At 54.3% G+C, this 19,930-nt stretch carries 18 protein-coding genes; 3 read left to right on the plus strand and 15 right to left on the minus strand.

From position 1 onward, the window contains the following. Positions 1-43: 43 nt before the first annotated feature. Positions 44-835, minus strand: a complete 792-nt coding sequence (locus NYR02_RS08045) for a PaaX family transcriptional regulator C-terminal domain-containing protein (RefSeq protein ID WP_260975856.1) — start codon at positions 833-835, stop codon at positions 44-46. 276 nt (positions 836-1,111) lie between these two features. On the opposite strand from NYR02_RS08045, the gene NYR02_RS08050 reads away from it, so the two are divergent. Both NYR02_RS08050 and NYR02_RS08055 read left to right on the plus strand, forming a co-directional pair. After that, entirely contained in the window at positions 1,112-1,423 is a 312-nt protein-coding gene (locus tag NYR02_RS08050) for a hypothetical protein (RefSeq protein WP_260975857.1), read from the plus strand. Between the two features lie 178 nt (positions 1,424-1,601). Further along, positions 1,602-2,282 (plus strand): DUF3047 domain-containing protein, encoded by a 681-nt coding sequence (locus NYR02_RS08055; RefSeq protein ID WP_260975858.1) that lies wholly within the window; start codon positions 1,602-1,604, stop codon positions 2,280-2,282. Here the strand turns inward: NYR02_RS08055 and NYR02_RS08060 are convergent. From NYR02_RS08060 to parC, 8 genes are all read right to left on the minus strand, one after another. Continuing rightward, on the minus strand, positions 2,221-2,937 hold the full coding sequence (locus tag NYR02_RS08060; protein WP_260975859.1) for an HAD family hydrolase: 717 nt from the start codon (positions 2,935-2,937) through the stop codon (positions 2,221-2,223). The genes NYR02_RS08055 and NYR02_RS08060 overlap by 62 nt on opposite strands. A gap of 2 nt (positions 2,938-2,939) precedes the next feature. Continuing rightward, positions 2,940-3,611 (minus strand): DUF484 family protein, encoded by a 672-nt coding sequence (locus NYR02_RS08065; RefSeq protein ID WP_260975860.1) that lies wholly within the window; start codon positions 3,609-3,611, stop codon positions 2,940-2,942. 20 nt (positions 3,612-3,631) lie between these two features. Then, complete coding sequence (dapF, locus tag NYR02_RS08070) at positions 3,632-4,462, minus strand: diaminopimelate epimerase (protein WP_260975861.1); 831 nt, start codon at positions 4,460-4,462, stop codon at positions 3,632-3,634. A gap of 12 nt (positions 4,463-4,474) precedes the next feature. Next, entirely contained in the window at positions 4,475-5,728 is a 1,254-nt protein-coding gene (lysA, locus tag NYR02_RS08075; protein ID WP_260975862.1) for a diaminopimelate decarboxylase, read from the minus strand. 8 nt (positions 5,729-5,736) lie between these two features. Further along, positions 5,737-5,868 carry an LPS translocon maturation chaperone LptM gene (gene lptM / locus NYR02_RS08080; protein WP_260976274.1) on the minus strand — a complete coding sequence of 44 codons (132 nt, stop codon included), beginning with the start codon at positions 5,866-5,868 and terminating at the stop codon, positions 5,737-5,739. A 79-nt stretch (positions 5,869-5,947) separates the two neighbouring features. Next, positions 5,948-8,731, minus strand: coding sequence for a class I adenylate cyclase (locus tag NYR02_RS08085; protein WP_260975863.1), 2,784 nt, complete (start codon positions 8,729-8,731; stop codon positions 5,948-5,950). Positions 8,732-8,868: 137 nt separating this feature from the next. Next, positions 8,869-9,723, minus strand: a complete 855-nt coding sequence (gene speE, locus NYR02_RS08090) for a polyamine aminopropyltransferase (protein WP_260975864.1) — start codon at positions 9,721-9,723, stop codon at positions 8,869-8,871. A gap of 188 nt (positions 9,724-9,911) precedes the next feature. Then, complete coding sequence (gene parC / locus NYR02_RS08095; protein WP_260975865.1) at positions 9,912-12,173, minus strand: DNA topoisomerase IV subunit A; 2,262 nt, start codon at positions 12,171-12,173, stop codon at positions 9,912-9,914. A 206-nt stretch (positions 12,174-12,379) separates the two neighbouring features. Between parC and NYR02_RS08100 the strand changes: the two genes are divergently transcribed. Then, positions 12,380-13,240 (plus strand): pirin family protein, encoded by an 861-nt coding sequence (locus NYR02_RS08100; RefSeq protein WP_260975866.1) that lies wholly within the window; start codon positions 12,380-12,382, stop codon positions 13,238-13,240. A gap of 64 nt (positions 13,241-13,304) precedes the next feature. Here NYR02_RS08100 and NYR02_RS08105 read toward each other — a convergent pair whose 3' ends face one another. The 6 genes from NYR02_RS08105 to NYR02_RS08130 all read right to left on the minus strand — a co-directional run bounded on the left by NYR02_RS08105 (position 13,305) and on the right by NYR02_RS08130 (position 19,927). Next, positions 13,305-13,613: a hypothetical protein gene (locus NYR02_RS08105; RefSeq protein WP_260975867.1), complete on the minus strand. Its 309-nt coding sequence runs from the start codon at positions 13,611-13,613 to the stop codon at positions 13,305-13,307. Between the two features lie 6 nt (positions 13,614-13,619). Beyond that, entirely contained in the window at positions 13,620-13,925 is a 306-nt protein-coding gene (locus tag NYR02_RS08110) for a hypothetical protein (protein WP_260975868.1), read from the minus strand. 20 nt (positions 13,926-13,945) lie between these two features. Beyond that, complete coding sequence (locus NYR02_RS08115; protein WP_260975869.1) at positions 13,946-14,356, minus strand: hypothetical protein; 411 nt, start codon at positions 14,354-14,356, stop codon at positions 13,946-13,948. Between the two features lie 111 nt (positions 14,357-14,467). After that, complete coding sequence (locus NYR02_RS08120) at positions 14,468-17,275, minus strand: EAL domain-containing protein (protein ID WP_260975870.1); 2,808 nt, start codon at positions 17,273-17,275, stop codon at positions 14,468-14,470. A 62-nt stretch (positions 17,276-17,337) separates the two neighbouring features. Beyond that, positions 17,338-19,227 carry a DNA topoisomerase IV subunit B gene (gene parE / locus NYR02_RS08125; protein WP_260975871.1) on the minus strand — a complete coding sequence of 630 codons (1,890 nt, stop codon included), beginning with the start codon at positions 19,225-19,227 and terminating at the stop codon, positions 17,338-17,340. A 67-nt stretch (positions 19,228-19,294) separates the two neighbouring features. Further along, positions 19,295-19,927: a YqiA/YcfP family alpha/beta fold hydrolase gene (locus tag NYR02_RS08130; RefSeq protein WP_260975872.1), complete on the minus strand. Its 633-nt coding sequence runs from the start codon at positions 19,925-19,927 to the stop codon at positions 19,295-19,297. Between the last annotated feature and the right edge of the window lie 3 nt (positions 19,928-19,930).

Genomic DNA, 19,930 nt, shown 5'->3' on the forward strand with positions numbered 1-19,930 from the left:
TACGTTAAAAAACATATTTATTTTATTTTTGTAATATTCAGCATCAAGCGTGCGAACCGTTGCTCTGCTGATAGAGGGCATGCCAGATATCGTGACCGACCCGGTCATACTCCAGCAACACATTAAGGTAGGCAGCCCGCGCGTCGGCATCAATCAGCTCGGCCGGTAATAAGGGATCAAACACCATCTGCCGGATCGCTTCATCGCCCAACAGAAACGCTTCCCGCGCCGCCTGTTCCAGCGGCAGCTGCGGCACCCGCTGCAGCCACTCCTGTAAAAGCAGGGTTTGCTGCTGATAGCGCGCATTCAGCGCCGCACAGTCCCACAGAGCGACAGCCCGTTGCTGACGGTCACTGTCCAGCCCGGACAGCTGAAAGACCATCTGCTCTTCCCCCAGTTTGTACAGACGCGCCCGCAGAGCCTCACTGCCACCGGCAAGATTATCCGGACGCAGATACAGCTCCCGTTCCAGCTCTGCACAACCACACAACGCCAGCGCCCGTTCACGGACAGCCAGTTGCTTGCGGTCGCTGCGCCCAAGACCGGCACAGTGCACCGCCAGCCAGTTACCGTTCCAGGACTGCAGCAGCGCCACTGACTCACGCCAGCCGCGAATTTCACCGGCCAGAGTCCAGGCTCTCAGCGTTAACTGATACTGCCCGCGCGCTGCCGCTTCAATCAGACCTTCTGCCGTCAGCCGGGTCAGCGCGACACGCATGTGATTATCAGCAATACCAAATAACGCACCGGCACGGATCGCATCGCGAGCACTGAGCTGCTGCCCGTCAGCGGCCAGCAGCAGTTTCAGAATCAGGGGTTTGGGTTGCAGTTGCATAAACAGCCTTAATGACAGACACGGCACCTTAGCGCAGCCCACTGGAAACACCAAGCAGGCATCGTAGCCATCAGGCCAGCGATTATTAAACAGAAATTCAGCGAAACGGATTGGCAGGAATTGCTCACCGAGCAACCTTAATTGTCGGAAAAATGCCCTTTTGGCGATTTTTTTCGTAATTTTTTTCTGCTTCCTCTGGCAGAAATCTGAGCCTCGGCTATATGTTATGCGAAATAAATTTTCCTCTTCACTTTCCTCAGTAGCGGAGATCAAAACATGGCTGAAGAAGAACTGGATATGCACGATGACAATATGGATGACGACGACGAGCTGGAAGCGTCAACAGACAATGACAGCGACGACGATTCTGACTCAGATTCCGACAGCAATAATGACAGCGAAGATCTGGCAGCCGCAGCCGCGAGTGCTCACTCATCGCTGGCGGCACGCAATAAAGTGCGCGAATCCATGTCTGCAGAGATTGAGGCGTTTCTCGCCCGTGGCGGCCAGATTAAGCAGGTCGATGACAATGTTATGGCCGATCCCCCGCGTAAGCCTCAATCCAGCTATGGCAGCCGCCCTATTTAAGCTGAAACGCTGAACGCTCAGGCGTTGTTCTCAGTCCGGCCCGGCACTGCATGACGGGTCCGGTCTGCCACTTACGGGCCAGATTAGGCTGCCCGGCCGATATTTCTCTGCATTTACTCACACCTGCGTTTTTTTAGCTGGTATGCTCGCCCCAACATTCAGGCAGGAAGCCAGAATTATGTACACTTATTCCAAAAAGTCCCGGCGTCGTATGCATGCAATTCCCGCAGCCATTGCTCTGGTAGTGGTTACTCTCTTCTGGTTTTTTTCCGGTGCGCAACAAGCGCAGGCACAAACGTTATTTTCCGCCACGGAATTAGCGCAGTGGTCTGTCGATTGCGATGACTGCCATCTGGAAGCGCAATATGACGTTATGGTTGGCGATGTTGTACGCCTCGAAAGCCGCGAACATCTGGCCTTGCAACGCAGCGTTAAAGAGCAGCCAGCGCAGCCGCAATTAAGCTGGCGCTGGAGCGTCGATAACTTTGTTGATGCCGGACCGTTAGTCCGGGTTTCGGTGTACCTGCAGGATACCGATGACTGGCCAGAGCGCATTCTTCATTATGTCTGGGACAGCAGCCGCGAGCGCGGAGAAACAGAAGCATTATCCGATTTTGAATATCTGATCGTCGCCACAGGTCGTGGCAGCAAAGCGGAAAGTTGGGAAAGTGTAACGGCGGATCTGGCCGCTGACTGGCTGGCCATTTATAACGAGCCCTTGCCGCCACTGGATCATCTGGAAGTGGCGTTAGGCATGCCGGAGCAGGATATTGTTGCCGGTGCTTTTATCGAAAAAATCAGTCTGACATCCGCCCAGCCAGAGCCGCAACCGCAGCCGGCAATTGCGATAAATGAGTAATTTCCTGATCGGGCTGAACCTCCGTTTCGGCCCACGCCGCATCGCTTAAGTTTACCCAAATCGTTTTGATGCCCAGGCGCGCCGCCGCCACAATATCCTGTTCCTGATGATCACCGATATGAATGCACTCATGCGCGTGCACGTCGGCTTTTTGCAGCGCCGCCTGGAATAAATCCGGCTGCGGTTTCGGCGCACCCAATTGCTCGGCGCTGAAATGCGCACGAAACAAAGTGTTAATACCAATCAACTCAAGATCGGCGTTGCCGTTAGTCAGCGCGATTAACGGATACTCAGCCGCCAGCTGTTGCAGTGCCTCAGCGGCGCCTTCAAACAACGTGACTTCGCTGCGTGCACGGTAAAATACCTGAAAGGCTTCAGCCGCAAGCGCCGCTGCCCGTTCCCGCTCCACACCACTTTGCATAAAGACCCGGCGCAGCACTTCTTCACGCAGCCGGGACACCTGAAAACGCAGCTGGGGATAACACTCAGCAATCTGATTACGGTATTCGCGCAGTGCTTCCAGGCTATAAAAGGAGGCCGCCTGCGGGCAATGTTCACTGATCCAGGCGTGGGTTTTACGTTCGGCCGCGACAATCACCGGATCGGTTTCCCACAGGGTGTTGTCGAGGTCGAGGGTCAGCAGACGTAACGCCAAACTCAGGCCACCGGAATCTGTGGCAGACGCAGGGCGAGAATGTCGGCGATGTAATCGAGGAACAGCGTATCCATTGAGCTGCGATAGTAGCCGGGGTCTGCGCTGGCGACGGTCAGAATACCGCTGTTACCCTGACCACGGATCTGCGCCGCAGCCACTGAGCGGGAATCGGTCGTATCAATACCCAACAGGCGGGCAATGTCTTCGGCACCCAGCTGACCACAAAGCGCGCGATGCCCTTTAAACAAGCGATGAATGCTGCGCTGGGTGTCGGCATTGCGGATCGCCACCAGCGGCGCATCGAGATTGCGTTCGGTAAAGTGCAGCAGCGCCCAGGCATCAACGCCGAAATCTTTGCGCAGGGAATCATCCAGTGCGGCCTGCACCGCCAGCCAGTTATCGGCTTCTACCAACGCCAGTACCAGGCGACGGCTTTTTTCAAACAGCTGATCGTTACGACGGGCATTTTCCAGCAGGTCAGACAGGCGCTGACGCAGCTCGACATTGCGCTGACGGTGTACCGACAGCTGACGCTCTACCAGACTGGTGGCGGTACCGGCATTGTGCGGCACCCGCAGGTCGGCCAGTAAATCGTCTTTGCCGATAAAGAAATCCGGGTGATCCTGCAGGTACTGCATCACGTCGGCATCGGTTAAGCGGGGTAGCTGGCTCATTCCTGATCCTTTAATTCAGCTTAAATGTTAATCCGGCCTTCAAAAACCGTCACCGCCGGGCCCGTCATATGTACATTTGACTGACCATCCCATTCTATAAACAAATCGCCACCAGGCAATGACACCGTCACACCTGGCTTCAGCCAGCCACGCAGCTGACCGGAGACGACCGCCGCACAGGCACCGGTTCCACAGGCAAGGGTTTCGCCGGCCCCACGTTCGTAGACGCGCAGGCGGATATGGTGTTCGTCCAGCACCTGCATAAAGCCGACGTTCACTTTGCGCGGAAACAGACGGTGCGGTTCGATCAGTGGTCCCCACTGCTCAACCGGCGCATTGTCGATATCCTCCACACGCAGTACCGCATGCGGATTACCCATCGATACCGCCCCCAGGGCGACCTCGCCAATGCCTTCAATGTTCACCTGATATTCAGGTGCAAAGCCATCGGCGATAAACGGAATCTGCGCCGGTTCGAGTACCGGCTTGCCCATATCGACCACTACCTGACGATCGTCGGTCAGGTGCAGTTCCATAATGCCACTGGCAGTTTCCACACGGATATCGCGTTTGCCGGTCAGGTGCTGATCGTAGACAAAGCGGGCAAAACAACGGGCACCGTTACCACAGTTTTCCACTTCGCTGCCGTCGGCATTAAAAATACGGTAACGGAAATCCACATCCGCCTTACCCGGTTGTTCGACAATTAACAGCTGATCGAAACCAATGCCGAAATTCCGGTCGGCCAGTTCACGCACGCGATCCGGACGGATATGACCACTCTGGGTGACCAGGTCGATCACCATAAAGTCATTTCCGAGACCGTGCATTTTGCTGAACTTTAACCACATAGTTGTATTCGCTCAGTTAGCCGGCAGGACAGATTCACCAGCGTACAGGCTGGCGATGGTTTCGCGCTCACGTACGACGTGAGCCTGCGTACCATCGACCATAATTTCTGCCGCGCGGCCACGGGTGTTGTAGTTGGACGCCATCACAAAACCGTAGGCACCGGCCGACATTACCGCCAGCAGATCGCCTTCACTCAGTGCTAAATCGCGGTTTTTACCGAGGAAATCGCCGGTTTCACACACCGGACCCACCAGATCGTAAGTACGCAGCGGCGCATCGCTGTTCTCGACCACCGGCTTGATGTCCTGCCAGGCACTGTACAGCGCCGGGCGAATGAGGTCGTTCATCGCACCGTCAATGATGGCAAAGTTTTTGTGGTCGTTCAGCTTCAGGTATTCAACGCGGGTGAGGAATACACCGGCATTGGCCGCCACAGAACGGCCCGGCTCAAAAATCAGTTTGAAGCGGCGCTCACCCAGGCGGGCTTTAACCGCCGCAATGTATTCTTCGGCGCTGGCTGGTGTTTCGTCACGGTACTGCACGCCCAGACCGCCGCCCAGATCGAGGTGTTCAATGATAATGCCCTGCTCTGCCAGCGTGTCGATCAGCACTAACAGGCGATCCAGCGCATCGAGGAACGGACGGATTTCGGTCAGCTGACTGCCGATATGGCAATCCACACCTTTCACTTCCAGGCCCGGCAGGCTGGCCGCTTTGGCGTACACACGCGGCGCTTCGTTGATATCGACACCGAACTTGTTGTCTTTCAGACCGGTAGAAATATAAGGGTGCGTCTGGGCATCAACATCCGGATTCACCCGCAGGGAAACGTGCGCCACCTGACCGCGCTCAGTGGCAACGGCACTCAGACGCTCCAGCTCAGCTTCGGACTCAACGTTAAAGCAGTAAACGCCCACTTCCAGCGCACGCGCCATTTCATGGGCCTGTTTGCCCACACCGGAGAAGACGATTTTTTTCGGGTCTCCGCCTGCCGCCAGTACACGCTCCAGTTCGCCCAGGCTGACGATGTCGAAACCGGCACCCTGCTGCGCCAGCACGTTCAGTACCGCCAGGTTGGAGTTGGCTTTAACCGCGTAGCACACCAGATGCGGCCATTCGCCCAGAGCTTTGGTGTAAGCGTTGAAATGTTGTTCCAGAGCGGTACGGGAATACACGTACAGCGGTGTACCGTGCTGGCTGGCCAGTGCGGCAAGAGAAACCTGTTCGGCGTGCAACACGCCATTCTGATAGGTAAACATCGGCATGGTGAGGATTACTTTTCCATAGAATCTGCGGTGGCAGGAGCATCCTCCGGCAGATACAGCGGGCCTTTTTGTCCACAGGCAGACAGTCCGGCTGACAGCAGCAGGGACAGTAAGATGAAAACAATGGGGCGCAGTCGCATCATCGGGAATCTCCGGAATTTGGCGGCATTATACGGGGATTAACGCACACTGTCTGCGGCTGCTAAACGCTTAGCCTGTTCAGGGATTATTGTCGGCCATGGCCTGATTTAAGCGGCTTTCCAGGCGCTGCTTAACCTGCAGATGTTCGATAATGCTAAGGCTGTCGGGCACCAGCACATCACTCAGGCAGAGGGGATAATCTTCATGGCGGCTGCGCAGTTTGCGCACTTCGGCTGCCACCTCGCGGTACAGATCGGAGCCGAACTGCCAGGGGCTGAATTCCAGATTATTGCAATACAGCGTCGGTTGTTGTTGTGCATCCAGCACCGCGCGTAAATCGATACTGGCACTTTGCGCTGACAATTCCGGCAACCGACGGCGCACCATTTCAAATTCGTAACTCTGAGCTTTACGACGTAATTCAAACAGCATCAGTTTGCGTGGCTGCGTACGCCCGCTCTGCTGTTGCCAGCGCTGATCCAACTGGCGCAGAAAACGCACCAGCGGCAGTAACCACTGGCTGCTGTTTGTGCTGTCCGGCCATTGCTGATGCAGTAAGGCACCTTTTTCGTCAAGAAAATAAAAGTACAGACGCTCATCTTTGCGCCAATAAAACAGCTGCCATAATCCGCTGCGGCTTTGCTCGAAAATCAGCCTTAACGGGCTGGAATGCAACGCCGCACGATCGAGGATATAGGGCGTAAACTGGCTCAGCGGACGCTGCAATAACGCCAGTAATTTCATCGGGGAATCGGCGATGCGCAGCTGCACGCCGTCACGGCTGTTTTCCAGCAGGTAATAGGTTTCGGCCGCTTCGATCAGATAGGGAGAACGTGGCTGATCGCTGAAATGCCTGAGTACATCGTCCAGCAATTGTTCCACGCGGATACGGATGGCACTGGCACGGGTGGCGCAGTGGCATTGGATATTCATCGCTGGCCAGTCAAAGTGTTTGGTTTGCGGCAGATATTGCAGCATCTGTTGCAGGCACTGCAGCATGGCGGCTTCACCACTGAAGCGCTCGACCAGCCATTCACCCCAACTGTTAATACTGACCAGATCAATGGTATGAATCAGGTTTTCACGCGCGGCACTGTAGCCGAGCGCATCGTCACGGTTGCTGATTTTCTGCATACCGCGACGACTCAACTGATGTTGCGGATCAACCCCGACATTGACCAGCAGATGCCATTGCAGCGGCCGCGACGGGTGACGGAAATCTTCCACCTGCGGCGCGTAAGGCTGCAGTGCCCGCACCGCCTGCAACACCTCTTTTAATTCGTAAGTACTGAGCGGATTATGCTGCGGGTACAGCGCTATGCGGGTATGGCTTTGCAGCAGGTCATTCATCCGGGCAAAGCACAACAGTTCAACCAGACTCGGGGATTGTTTCAATACCTGTTCGCGATCGGCAGCCGCCGTCGGATCAGCCTCGTTACGACGAAACTGGCCGGGGATTAACTGCCAAACGTTTTTATGCAGATTCAGCGACAGTTTTTCCTGCCCTAACGAGGGGGAAATACCGGGGTTAATGCTGATGATTTTTCCCGGCCGGGTATCAAAGGCGGCGTACAAACGGTTGCCCAGCACCTGCAGATCGCCCTTACTGATATGCAACCGTGGCGCGTATTTCTGACTGAACCCGGCAAGAAAACGATAGCTGCTGAGCATCTCACTGATTAATGCATTTCGTTCGCGCGCAATACGCACCGGCGACCATTGCGGGCGCTGATCCAGTTCGTAAAAATCGTGCTCGTTCCAACCCCAGCTGTTACACAATTGACGCATCACACTGGCACGCCAGCTGTTCTGCTGGGTCGTACTCAGTTCCGACATGGGTAATTTGGCTTTGTAATAAAACGCCCGCCGCGCCAGCTGAATGCGCACATCACTGCCTTCGCTCTGCAGTTGGGCCGTCAGGCGCGTCAGCATCAACAGGTAGGCATCGTTACTTTCAACATCCACCAGGCCCCGATGCACCTGATCTTTCAGATCCCAGCACAAAGGCCGGATGCGTGGATACTGACTGGCGTAATGGCGGGTCAGCAGCAATTTCAGCAACGATTTATACGGGTCACTCAGCCCCTTATTCAGCTGCCACAAACCGGCACCGACAAACTCCGCCGGAGGAATACTGGGAATCGCACCAAAATCCAGCCAGTGGTCAGCATTTACCCGATGATGGTGAACCAGCCCCTGCCAGAATGCCTCGGCATTACGTTCTTCGTTATTGGGAATTAACCACCAGCGTGGCTGACAACCGGCCAGCCATAAGGTACTGCGATAGAACTCATCCAGCAGCAATAAATGCTGGGTGCTGCCGCAGTCTTCACCCTGCGCTGACTGGCTTTGACCACGGCGGAAATCGCTCAGATTCATCAGGAAAAAATGCAGTTCAACATTCTGACTTTCTGCCCAGCGTTCTATCAGCTGGCATTTTTTAGCCAGCGCCGCCAGCTGACCATTATCCAGACTCTCGTCGTAGCACAGCCAGACATCCAGATCACTGGAGCGCGCCTGAGCCAGTGAGCCGACGCTGCCCATTAAATACAAACCGGTTATCTGGCGGTTACTGAATCCGCGAGGCGGCTGCACACCGCGGGCAATGCTCTGCAGGCTTTGCAGCTGCTGCGCACTGGCATTGTAATGAGCAATGCCGCAAGGCACCTGATGATCGATAAAACCGGGAAGTTGCTGGTGATTAAGATGCAGCAGCAGCGGCAGCACATCGAGGACGATCTGCTGGCGGCTGCTCATCAGACTGCGGGTACATTCCAGCCGCGCCTGATTCAGTTGCAGAAATGCGCTGTGCCACTGGTGAACCTGTTGCTGAGAAATCGGACTGGTGATGGCTGGTGTCATGCCCAGAGTATAGATGGCATTTCAGGCCGGGGAGGTTTGCGGGCGGACAGAACACCCTGAACGGAGCAGAAAAAGAGGGAAAATCCCGCCAGCGCAGAAAGCAAAACCGACGGGATTAAGCCGATATAAACCGGCGCTTATTTCATCAGAGCGCGTACATAGTTCGGCAGCGCAAAAGCGGCAACGTGAACTTCGGCGTTATAAAAACGGGTTTCAAAACCGGCGGCGGCAACGCGTTCAGCAATCTGTTCAACGCTCTGCTTGCGCAGCTCTGCATTGTCGGTCGCCCAGGCCAGAGACATCAGGCCACCAATGTAGGTGGGTACCGGTGCCACGTAGAAGCTGGCATCACTGTACAGCTTGCTCAGACGCTGGAAAGTATTGGTGACTTCCTGACCCTGCATAAAGGGAACACCGTTCTGCGCCACCATAATGCCGCCAGCGTTCAGGCAGGTTTTTTCGTCTTTGTAGAAATCGGAGGTGAACAGCACTTCGCCCGGACCAATAGGGTCGGTGGAGTCGGAGATAATCACATCAAAGGTGTCCTGACACTGCGCGACGAATTCTTTGCCGTCAGCTATGACGATATTGGCGCGCGGATCATCGAAGGCACCATTGGAGTGCTTAGGGAAATACTCTTTGCACATATCGATCACGCTGCCGTCGATCTCAACCTGAGTCACGTGTTCAACATTTTTATGACGCAGCACTTCACGCAGAATACCACCGTCACCGCCGCCGATAATCAGCACACGCTTGGGTGCCGGATGAGCAAACAGCGGCACGTGTACCATCATTTCGTGATAGATAAATTCGTCACGCTCGGTGGTCTGTACCACGCCATCGAGCAGCATCACCCGGCCCATAAACGGCGTATCAATAATCTGCAGATGCTGGTGCCCGGTTTTCACCTCAAATAACACTTCGCTGACGGTGAAGGACTGGGCATAGCCGTCGTACAGACTTTCAGAAACAACGTTTTTTGCAGACATGGGGATTCCTGTAATGCAGAGCTTAAGTTCGGGCGGGATTATAACGGAATGATGTGCCGGAGTCAGACCGCAGAGTCAACGCCGGCGGCGGGCGGCAGCTTTGGCAGGAGCAGAATCAGCTTAAGAAGGGTAGGAAAGAAAACGACACCGGCCAGAGAGAGACTCTGCTGACCGGTGTGCGCTGAGCATCAGGCGTCTTTGCTGACCACTTCCATCAGATCAACATTCTGGAAGCCACGCGGCAGCTTATTACCACGGCGGCCACGCTCACCCAGATAGTGTTCCAGATCGGCGAACTTCAGTTTCAGGTGACGCTTTCCGGCATACACCAGCAACGTGTCTTCCTGACTGAACGCCACCGCACCGACCATCAGCTCTTCGCGTGCCGCGGCTTTGGCGCTGTTGATGCTGATCATCTTATTACCCTTACCGCGCGCCATTTGTGGCAGGTCGGCGGCCGGGAACACCAGCATGCGGCCTTCGTTGCTGACGGCGGCAATCCAGGATTTCTCCGGATCGCTGATCTTCGCCGGGGCCAGAATGCGGGCATTATCCGGCACAGTAATCAGGTTTTTACCGGCTTTGTTTTTACTTTGCATATCGCCGATGGTGCCGACAAAACCATAACCGGCATCGGTGCTGAGCAGATATTGCTCCTCATCTTTGCCCATCAGGGTGCAGATAAAGCTGCTGCCCGCCGGCGGATTGAGCTTACCGGTCAGAGGTTCGCCCTGCCCCCGCGCCGATGGCAGGGTATGCGCCTGCAGACTGTAAGAACGGCCGCTGCTATCGAGGAAAATCGCATTCTGATTCGACTTACCTTTGGCGCTGAGCAGGAAGCTGTCACCGGCTTTATAGCTCAGGTTTTCAGCATCAACATCGTGTCCTTTGGCGGCACGCACCCAGCCTTTCTGTGACAGCACAATGGTCACAGCTTCGGCCGATACCAGCTCGGTTTCGCTGAAGGCGCGGGCTTCACCACGCACTACCACCGGCGAGCGGCGTTCATCGCCGTATTGTTCAGCATCGGCACTGATTTCTTTTTTGATCAGGGTTTTCAGGCGACGCTCGGAGCCGAGGGTTTTTTCCAGATAATCGCGCTCTTTTTCCAGCTCATCCTGTTCACCGCGAATCTTCATTTCTTCCAGTTTGGCTAAATGACGCAGTTTTAATTCGAGGATGGCTTCAGCCTGAATATCGGAAATGCCAAAGCGCTGCATCAGCACCGCTTTCGGTTCTTCTTCACGACGGATAATTTCGATCACTTCATCGATATTGAGGAAGGCGACCAATAAACCTTCGAGGATATGCAGACGCGCCAGCACTTTATCGAGGCGGAACTGCAAACGACGACGAACGGTTTCGGTGCGGTACGTGAGCCATTCGCTCAGCATCATCTTCAGGTTTTTCACCTGTGGACGACCATCCAGACCAATCACGTTCATATTAACGCGGAAGTTCTTTTCCAGATCGGTGGTGGCAAACAGGTGCGCCATCACCGCATCGGTGTCCACCCGGTTCGATTTCGGCACGATGACCAGACGGGTGGGGTTTTCGTGGTTGGATTCATCGCGCAGGTCGGTGACCAGCGGCAGTTTTTTCGCCTGCATCTGAGCGGCAATCTGCTCCAGAATTTTGGCACCGGACACCTGATGCGGCAGTGCGGTAATGACGATATCGCCATCTTCAACGGTATAGACCGCGCGCATTTTTACACTGCCACGGCCATCACGGTAGATTTTGCGCAGGTCGTCGCGCGGCGTGATGATTTCTGCCTCAGTCGGGAAATCGGGCGCGGTTACGTGCTCGCACAGGGCTTCGATGCTGGCCTCAGGATCATCCAGCAGATGAATACAGGCGCTGGCGACTTCGCGGATATTGTGCGGCGGAATATCCGTTGCCATACCCACGGCAATACCGGTGGTGCCATTAAGCAGAATATTCGGCAGACGCGCAGGCAAAGTGCAGGGCTCGTCCATGGTGCCGTCAAAGTTCGGCTGCCACTCTACCGTGCCCTGACCCAGCTCGCTGAGCAACACTTCGGCATACGGCGCCAGTTTGGCTTCGGTATAACGCATGGCGGCGAAGGATTTCGGATCATCCGGCGCACCCCAGTTCCCCTGACCATCGACCAGCGGGTAGCGGTAAGAGAACGGCTGCGCCATAAGCACCATGGCTTCGTAACAGGCGCTGTCGCCGTGCGGATGGTATTTACCCAACACGTCACCGACGGTACGGGCCGACTTCTTATACTTAGCGGTATGCTTTAACCCCAGCTCGCTCATGGCGTAGACGATGCGGCGCTGCACCGGCTTGAGGCCATCACCAACGTGCGGCAGCGCACGGTCGAGGATGACGTACATGGAGTAGTTGAGGTAAGCGTTCTCGGTGTATTGCTTCAGCGACTGGCGCTCGACACCATCATCGGTGTAACTGATCTGATCCGTCATAAGTCCTGCAGGGCTGAGTTCTGATGGGATGAATGCCGCCGATTGTGACTGACACGGCGACAGAGAACAATCGGTGCGGCGGCTCTGGTCAAAATATTCTAAAAATTAGAACGATATCGACATATTTTTACCATTTTCATTCCAGATAACAGAAATATACTAACCTCCGACAATCAACGATGTGAACAGATACTGAGGAGCAAGTGATGGCCAATCTGATCAATGGCGAAAAGAAGGATCTGGACGGTTTCAGCGTTACCCGTATTCTGCCCAGCAGCGTGAAGAAGATGGTCGGCCCCTTTATCTTCCTTGATCACATGGGACCGGCGCTGTTTCAACCCGGCGAAGGCATCAACGTACGCCCGCATCCACACATTGGCTTGTCGACACTGAGTTACCTGTTCAGCGGCAGCATGCTGCACCGCGACAGTCTGGGTAATGTGCAGGAAATCTTTCCCGGCGAAGTAAACTGGATGACCGCCGGCCGCGGCATTGTGCATTCTGAACGCGAAACCCTGGAAGTGCGCTCGCGCGAACACGAACTGAACGGCCTGCAATTCTGGCTGGCGCTGCCACCCGAAAAAGCCGAAATCGAGCCGTCATTCCAGCATGTGAAAAAAGAACAGCTGCCGCATTATTATCTGGAAAAAACCATCATGCGCCTGGTCGCCGGGGAAGCGTATGGTATGACCTCGCCGGTGCGCACTCACTCGCCGATGTTTTTTATCGATATTATCAGCGCCGCCGGTGAGCAGATTGAACTGCCGCATCCGCAATATGAGAGCGCGGTTTATATTCAGAGCGGCTCGCTGAATATCAGCGGCCAGAGCTTTAATGCCGGTGATTTTATTCTGCTTGATGGTGATGAAATCATTCAGCCAGAAAGCCATAGCCGTTTTGTGCTGCTTGGTGGCGAACGCTACGAACAGGTGCCTTATATCCGCTGGAATTTTGTTGCTTACAGTCGTGAGCGCATCGCACAGGCTGAAGCCGACTGGCAAGCCCAGCGTTTTGCTAAAGTACCTGGTGACGAACGTGAATATACGCCGTTGCCGGGTAAGAAATAACGCAGAATAATTACGCGAGAAAGTAATAAAAAATCCCGGCGCTGGCCGGGATTTTTTTATTGCATCAGCCTTCGCTGCACAATCCCTGCATGCGGATTTTATTGGTCCAGTGCAGAAAACCGTGGCTGGTTGAATACTGAGTGGTTACCGCGCTCAGGCGGCCGTTACACTGAGCCATCAACTGCTGTTTTGCCTGATCGACGTAGTCGGTATCAAAGACAAACCCCAGCACAACGCTCTGTTCAGTTTCAGCCGTTACCACGCTGCGCTTTTCTGCAGCAGGTACATCATCAAAGTCGCTGACGTGCTGCATATGAACCGAATGGGTACATCCGGTCAGCAGCATCAGTGGCAGTAATATACGGATTTTCATTCCTGCTTACCCCTTGTGGCAGTAGCCAGTGGCAACCACTTCGCGGATTACAACCGGGATAAATACTGTGTGCTGAAACTTGGTCAGAATGCCTTCTACTTTACCGCCGGCACACTGGCTTTTCAGATCCAGAACCGCTTCGTCAACAAAGTCATTGCTGAACGCAATGCCAAGAAAAGTCCAGCTACTTGATGTCGCGCTGATTTCATTGCTGCGCTCGGCCGGTACCTGGGTCAGGGAAACAGAGTTGAGGCTGACGCAACCAGTCAGGGCTGTCATCAATACCGCCAGGGGGATAAAACGTTTAAACATATTCTTTATTTCCTTATTTCTCAGCGGATGCAATAAGCATCAACACCTACGATTTCACCCGACACCGGGCCTGCTGTTTTTGCTTCACGAATGGCGCGGATACCGGTCAGGCGGCCACTCGGGCATTCCACCAGCAGATATTCCTGCAGTCGCTGCGCATAGGCATCGTCAAATACCGGGTTACCGGTACGTGGGCCCATATTAATCAGCGCCAGAATATCGCGCAGTTGCTTAAAGTTTTCAGCGGTTTTCCCTCTGCTGGCAATGCGGCCAATTTCGGCAGCAGCTGTTGCATCAAAACCGGTTTCACTCAACCGTACGGAAACGGGTACTAATTCACCCTGAGACTGATCAATACTGCCGATCTGAACATGATCCAGACGCGCGCAGCCAGCCGTCAGGGCAAGCACCAGTAGTGCTGTCCAACGCATATTTGCTCCTAAAGTAAAAGGCAATGAACTATTGCCGGCGCGGATTATAAAGAGAAATAGCCGATGTGACGAAAAAAAATTCAGGGGAAAAACTGCTGTTTATTGGCGCAGTTATTGTAGCTCTGCGAAGTATCGCTGGTAGAAAGCCTCGCCATCCATCGGCATCGCATAGTAATACCCCTGCACCCATTCGCAGCCCAGGCGATGCAAAGTGCTTTCCTGTTCTTTATTTTCTACGCCTTCCGCGACCACGGTCAGGCCCAGACTCTTAGCCATCAATACAATCGCGCGAACGATTTCATAGTCATTAACGTCATCGTTAATATCACGGACAAACGACTGATCAATTTTCAGTACGGTTACCGGCATGGATTTTATTTTACTTAATGATGAATAACCGGTGCCAAAATCATCAATGGCAAAGTCGACTCCCATCGCGCGTAGTTCGCAGACCTGCTGCGAGACTTCGGTCGTACCTGACATCATCAGGCTTTCAGTGACTTCCAGTTCAAGCCAGCGCGGATCAAAGTCGAGATGCTGAATGATCTCTGCAACGGTAGAGGCAAAACTGGAGCTGATTTGAATAGGCGATACGTTTACAGAAATTTTATCCAGCATTAACCCTTGCTGCCGCCAGAATAAAAACTGCTGACAGGCGGTGCGTAATATCCAATATCCCAACTCCACAATCATGCCACTGGTTTCCGCCAGCGGAATAAAATCATGCGGTGAAATCATACCACGCACCGGATGCGGCCAGCGTAACAGCGCCTCAACCCGGCGTGGCACCGATTCACCAACCCGGAATTGCGGCTGATAAGACAGCATAAAATTATGGGCTTCCAGCGCTGAGCGCAAATCCTGCTCCAGTGACATGCGCGAGTGAATGCTGTCGGTCAGCTCACGTACGTAGTGAAAACTGCGATTGCGGCCCAACTCTTTGGCCTTATGCAGCGCAGCATCGGCATTGCGGATAAGTTCATCCACGCTGTTACCGTGCTGCGGATAAATACTGATACCGGCACTGGCAAAAACGCTGAGCAGATGTCCCTGCAGACTGTAGGGCTGCGATATAACCTGCAGCAGTTGATCGCATTTTTCCTGGATACGCTCTTCACCGTCGATCCGGCTCAGCACCACGACAAACTCATCGCCGCCCAGGCGCGCACAGATATCAGAATCGCGCACACTGTTGTGCAAACGATGGGCGACATCTTTTAACAGCAGGTCGCCGATATCGTGGCCGATGGTGTCGTTAATGTCTTTAAAGCGATCGAGATCGAGAAAGATAACGGCCAATAATTCACCGCCACGGCGGGCCATATTCAGTGCATATTCAAGTTTTTTATTCAGTGACAACCGGTTCGGCAGTCCGGTCAGTACATCGTGGTGAGCAATGTGCTCAAGATTCTGCTGGGCTTTCTTCAGCTCGGTAATATCGCGGCTTAAACCAAACACGCCGATGTAACGCCCGCGCTTGTCATAAATAGGGGTTTTCTGAGTTTCCAGCAACATCACGCCGCCATCAACACTGTGTACCCACTCTTCATTAATATTCACATGTTTCCGCGCCACGGCTTCTTTGTCTTTCGCGCGGAAAAATTCAGCGGTTTCCTGATCAAAGACTTCAAAATCGGTACGCCCAATCGGGTCTTTTGCCATCAGGCTGACGAACTGTTTATTACAAAAAACATAGGTGCCGCGCCGATCTTTATAAAAAATAATATCGGGAATGGAATCGAGAATATTTTTGATCAGTTCGGTACGGTCATCCAGCTGCTGGTCACTGAATTTACGCCGGCGGATTTCCGACCAGATAAATAAACCAACAGAGGTAAAAAAGATCGTCAGCGACAGCAGCAGCAAAAACAGATTGCGATAATTTTGCCAGAAGCCTGGCTGATCATTAATGAACTGGGTTTTAGGCGGAAAGCTGGCGCGGTCAAAGCCTTGTTGTGCCGCTAACCTGGCATCAATCAGGGTGAGATTAGCCGAATGCCAGTTAACGGCGATACGGTCAGGGCTTTCTCCGGCCAGAATCCGCAATGCCATACCGGTAGCCTGTTCAGCACTGTCGGTCAGATCGCTGACCACTCCGCCGAATAATCCATCACCAATGCCTGACGATGATAACGACCAGACCGGCGACCCGGCATGATGACTGATGAATTGATTTGACTCACGTAACGCTTTGACCTGCTGATGCACATCCATATACGCCGACAACAGCAACAGTGGCTCACCGCGCAACGCTGATAATTCATCCGCCAACTGTTGCCAGCTGAGTGTCGCCAGTGAATGCACCACCAGCTTCTGATTAAGACTGTCAGCCGCCTGTTGCAGTTGCAGCATACGCAATGCGCTGCGCGGCAAGCCGTCGTTGATCACATGCAGTTGCTGAAACCCTGGGTAGAGGTAGCGCATCAGCGCCATAAATTCATACACCGGCAGCGCATCGTAAACGCCGGTATAGCCACCCTGGCCTTGCAGTTTTCGGATCAGTTCGCTGTCGTTAACCCCGACAAACACCACCGGTGCCTGACCCAGAACCTTGCGTCCTTCCGCGACAACCAGCTTTAGCGCACCATCGCCGGCAACCATCACCAGATCATAGCGTTCACCCTGTTGTTGTTTGGCCTGCAGTAATTGCGCGTAAGCTTTGAGGTATTCGGGTGTGGCCTGCAGATCGGAATCCATAAATTCCACATGCAGCGTGATGTCCCGTTGCGGGTTATTGCTCAGCTCACGCTGAACGGTGGTAACAATGCGGTCAGCGGCCGGAAACAAAGGCTCGTAAGACAGCAGTAACAAGACCTGCGCCGGAGGTAATGAGGGTAACTCCGTTATGTTTTCTGACAATACCCGTTGGCCAGAAAGCAGCAACAGACTCAGCAGCAGATACTTGCAGATCTTTATCATGTCACCTCCTGGTTACCCGGCATCAGCCAGCCTGCAGCGTCCCTGCCGCAGTTACTCTGATATCAGGCGATTTCGGCTTCGTTGCCGCGTTGTTCAAGCCAGCTTTTACGGTCGCCTGCACGTTTCTTGGCCAGCAACATATCCATCATTTCGTTGGTACCATCACCCGGCTCCAGGCCTAACTGCACCAGACGACGGGTATTCGGGTCCATGGTGGTTTCACGCAATTGCAGCGGGTTCATTTCACCCAGACCTTTAAAGCGCTGTACGTTCACCTTACCGCGTTTGTTTTCCGCTTTGATACGTTCCAGCACGCCCTGCTTTTCACCTTCATCGAGCGCGTAGTAAACGTCTTTACCGATATCAATACGATACAGCGGCGGCATGGCGACATAGACATGGCCTTCGGCCACCAGCTTACGGAAATGACGGACAAACAACGCACACAGCAAAGTAGCAATATGCAAGCCGTCGGAGTCGGCATCAGCGAGAATACAGATTTTGCCGTAACGCAAACCGGACAAATCATCCGAGCCCGGATCAATGCCCAGCGCCACCGCAATATCGTGCACTTCCTGCGAGGCCAGAATTTCGTTGGAGTCTACTTCCCAGGTGTTCAGAATCTTACCGCGCAGCGGCATGATGGCCTGAAACTCACGGTCACGGGCCTGTTTGGCCGAGCCACCGGCGGAGTCCCCTTCCACCAGAAAGAGTTCGGTACGCTCGCCGTCCTGACCGGTACAGTCGGCCAGTTTGCCGGGCAGCGCCGGTCCCTGAGTGATCTTTTTACGGGCAACGGTCTTCGATTTGCGCAGCCGGATCTGGGCGCTGTAAATCGCCATCTCCGCTAATTGCTCGGCTTCGCTGGTGTGCTCGTTCAGCCACAGAGCAAACGCATCCTTCACCACACCGGAGATAAAGGCCGAAGCTTCACGCGACGACAAACGCTCTTTGGTCTGGCCGGCAAACTGCGGATCTGCCAGCTTGGCTGACAGCACATAGGAGCAGCGCTCCCACAGATCGTCCGGAGTCAGTTTGATACCGCGTGGCAACAGGTTGCGGAATTCACAGAATTCACGCAGCGCATCCAGCAGACCTGAGCGGAAGCCATTCACGTGGGTACCGCCCTGAGCGGTCGGAATCAGGTTAACGTAGCTTTCCTGCAGCAACTCACCGCCTTCCGGCTGCCAGTGAACCGCCCAATCAACACCTTCGGTGCTGCCCGCCATCGAGCCCACAAACGGTTCGGCCGGCAGTACTTCATAACCGGTGCTGTGAACCTTGAGGTAGTCTTTCAGACCGTCTTCGTAATACCACTCGGCACTGTCTTCGGCATTCGGCGCGTTAAATTTAATGCGCAGGCCCGGACACAGTACCGCTTTGGCACGCAGAACGTGCTTTAACCGAGGCACCGAAAAACGCGGCGAATCAAAATATTTAGGATCGGGCAAGAAACGTACGCTGGTGCCGGTTTTCTTCTTCGCGCAGCTCTCTACCACTTGCAGGTCGAGAGCTTTGTAACCGTCTTTAAAACCGATGCGGTGTACCTGGCCATCGCGCCAGATGGTCACTTCCAGCACTTGCGACAAGGCGTTCACCACCGACACACCCACACCGTGCAAACCACCGGAGAACTGATAGCTATCGTTGGAAAATTTACCACCGGCGTGCAGTTGGCTGAGAATCAGTTCGACACCGGAGACACCATGCTCTGGGTGAATGTCGGTCGGCATACCACGACCATCATCCAGTACGGTCATCGAGCCATCGCCGTGCAGCGTGACTTCAATCATCGACGCGTGATTGGCCAGCGCCTCATCCACCGAGTTATCGATCACTTCCTGTGCCAGGTGATTCGGACGGGTAGTATCGGTGTACATGCCCGGGCGTTTACGTACCGGGTCCAGGCCGCTTAAAACCTCAATCGACGACGCTGTATATTGCTTAGACATTCAAACCTCTGGCTGCCAGCGGAAATCCATAATCAACGGCGGAGTATAACGGGAAGGCAGGGGGAAGTCAGATGTCTGATTGCGAGATTTCAGCCGTCTCCGACCGGCTGGTTCGCTCAGCAAAGGCCAGCACCATCGGCATACGTTCAATAAAGTGCTCAAAGCTGTGATTGCCACCGCCTTCAAGCCAGGCTGGACTGTTGCGGTACAGCTCTGCGGCCAGACGATAATCGAGGGTTTCGTCGCCTGTCTGCAACAGCAGTAACAGTCGCTCAGGGTGTTGAATCTGCGCACAACCGAGCGCCCGCAGTTGCCCGATATGATCATGGGTCAGCTCATGCACTTCGCCGCTGTAGTAATGGGTGTTTGGCCCCAGATAATGCTCAAACAGATCAAACGGGCGTACCGCCGGATTAACCAGCACCGCCGGAATGCCTTCGCTTTCAGCCAGATGCGTGGCATAGAAGCCACCGAGCGAACTGCCAATAATGAACACCTGCGCAAAACGCTGCTGCAGACGTTTAAGCTCAGCGCGCGCCAACGCAATCGCCTCCGCCGGAGCAAAGGGTAAGGTCGGCAATGCCAGTTGTTCGGGGGTTAAATGGTCAGCGTAAAAACGCAGCAGCTGCTGCGCTTTTTGTGATTGTGGTGAGCTGAGAAAACCGTGCAGATACAGACAGCCAATAGCGGAAGAAGACAAAGA

It is taken from the genome of Thalassolituus pacificus, assembly GCF_025318105.1.
Classification (GTDB): domain Bacteria; phylum Pseudomonadota; class Gammaproteobacteria; order Pseudomonadales; family Oceanobacteraceae; genus Venatoribacter; species Venatoribacter pacificus.

Bases quoted from the DNA above. Each gene is read 5' to 3' on its own strand.
- speE (WP_260975864.1), bottom strand. From the start codon at position 9,723: ATGTCTGCAAAAAACGTTGTTTCTGAAAGTCTGTACGACGGCTATGCC.
- NYR02_RS08115 (WP_260975869.1), bottom strand. From the start codon at position 14,356: ATGCGTTGGACAGCACTACTGGTGCTTGCCCTGACGGCTGGCTGCGCG.
- NYR02_RS08110 (WP_260975868.1), bottom strand. From the start codon at position 13,925: ATGTTTAAACGTTTTATCCCCCTGGCGGTATTGATGACAGCCCTGACT.
- NYR02_RS08050 (WP_260975857.1), top strand. From the start codon at position 1,112: ATGGCTGAAGAAGAACTGGATATGCACGATGACAATATGGATGACGAC.
- parE (WP_260975871.1), bottom strand. From the start codon at position 19,227: ATGTCTAAGCAATATACAGCGTCGTCGATTGAGGTTTTAAGCGGCCTG.
- NYR02_RS08045 (WP_260975856.1), bottom strand. From the start codon at position 835: ATGCAACTGCAACCCAAACCCCTGATTCTGAAACTGCTGCTGGCCGCT.
- NYR02_RS08065 (WP_260975860.1), bottom strand. From the start codon at position 3,611: ATGAGCCAGCTACCCCGCTTAACCGATGCCGACGTGATGCAGTACCTG.
- lysA (WP_260975862.1), bottom strand. From the start codon at position 5,728: ATGCCGATGTTTACCTATCAGAATGGCGTGTTGCACGCCGAACAGGTT.
- parC (WP_260975865.1), bottom strand. From the start codon at position 12,173: ATGACGGATCAGATCAGTTACACCGATGATGGTGTCGAGCGCCAGTCG.
- dapF (WP_260975861.1), bottom strand. From the start codon at position 4,462: ATGTGGTTAAAGTTCAGCAAAATGCACGGTCTCGGAAATGACTTTATG.
- NYR02_RS08055 (WP_260975858.1), top strand. From the start codon at position 1,602: ATGTACACTTATTCCAAAAAGTCCCGGCGTCGTATGCATGCAATTCCC.
- NYR02_RS08100 (WP_260975866.1), top strand. From the start codon at position 12,380: ATGGCCAATCTGATCAATGGCGAAAAGAAGGATCTGGACGGTTTCAGC.
- lptM (WP_260976274.1), bottom strand. From the start codon at position 5,868: ATGCGACTGCGCCCCATTGTTTTCATCTTACTGTCCCTGCTGCTGTCA.
- NYR02_RS08120 (WP_260975870.1), bottom strand. From the start codon at position 17,275: ATGATAAAGATCTGCAAGTATCTGCTGCTGAGTCTGTTGCTGCTTTCT.
- NYR02_RS08105 (WP_260975867.1), bottom strand. From the start codon at position 13,613: ATGAAAATCCGTATATTACTGCCACTGATGCTGCTGACCGGATGTACC.
- NYR02_RS08085 (WP_260975863.1), bottom strand. From the start codon at position 8,731: ATGACACCAGCCATCACCAGTCCGATTTCTCAGCAACAGGTTCACCAG.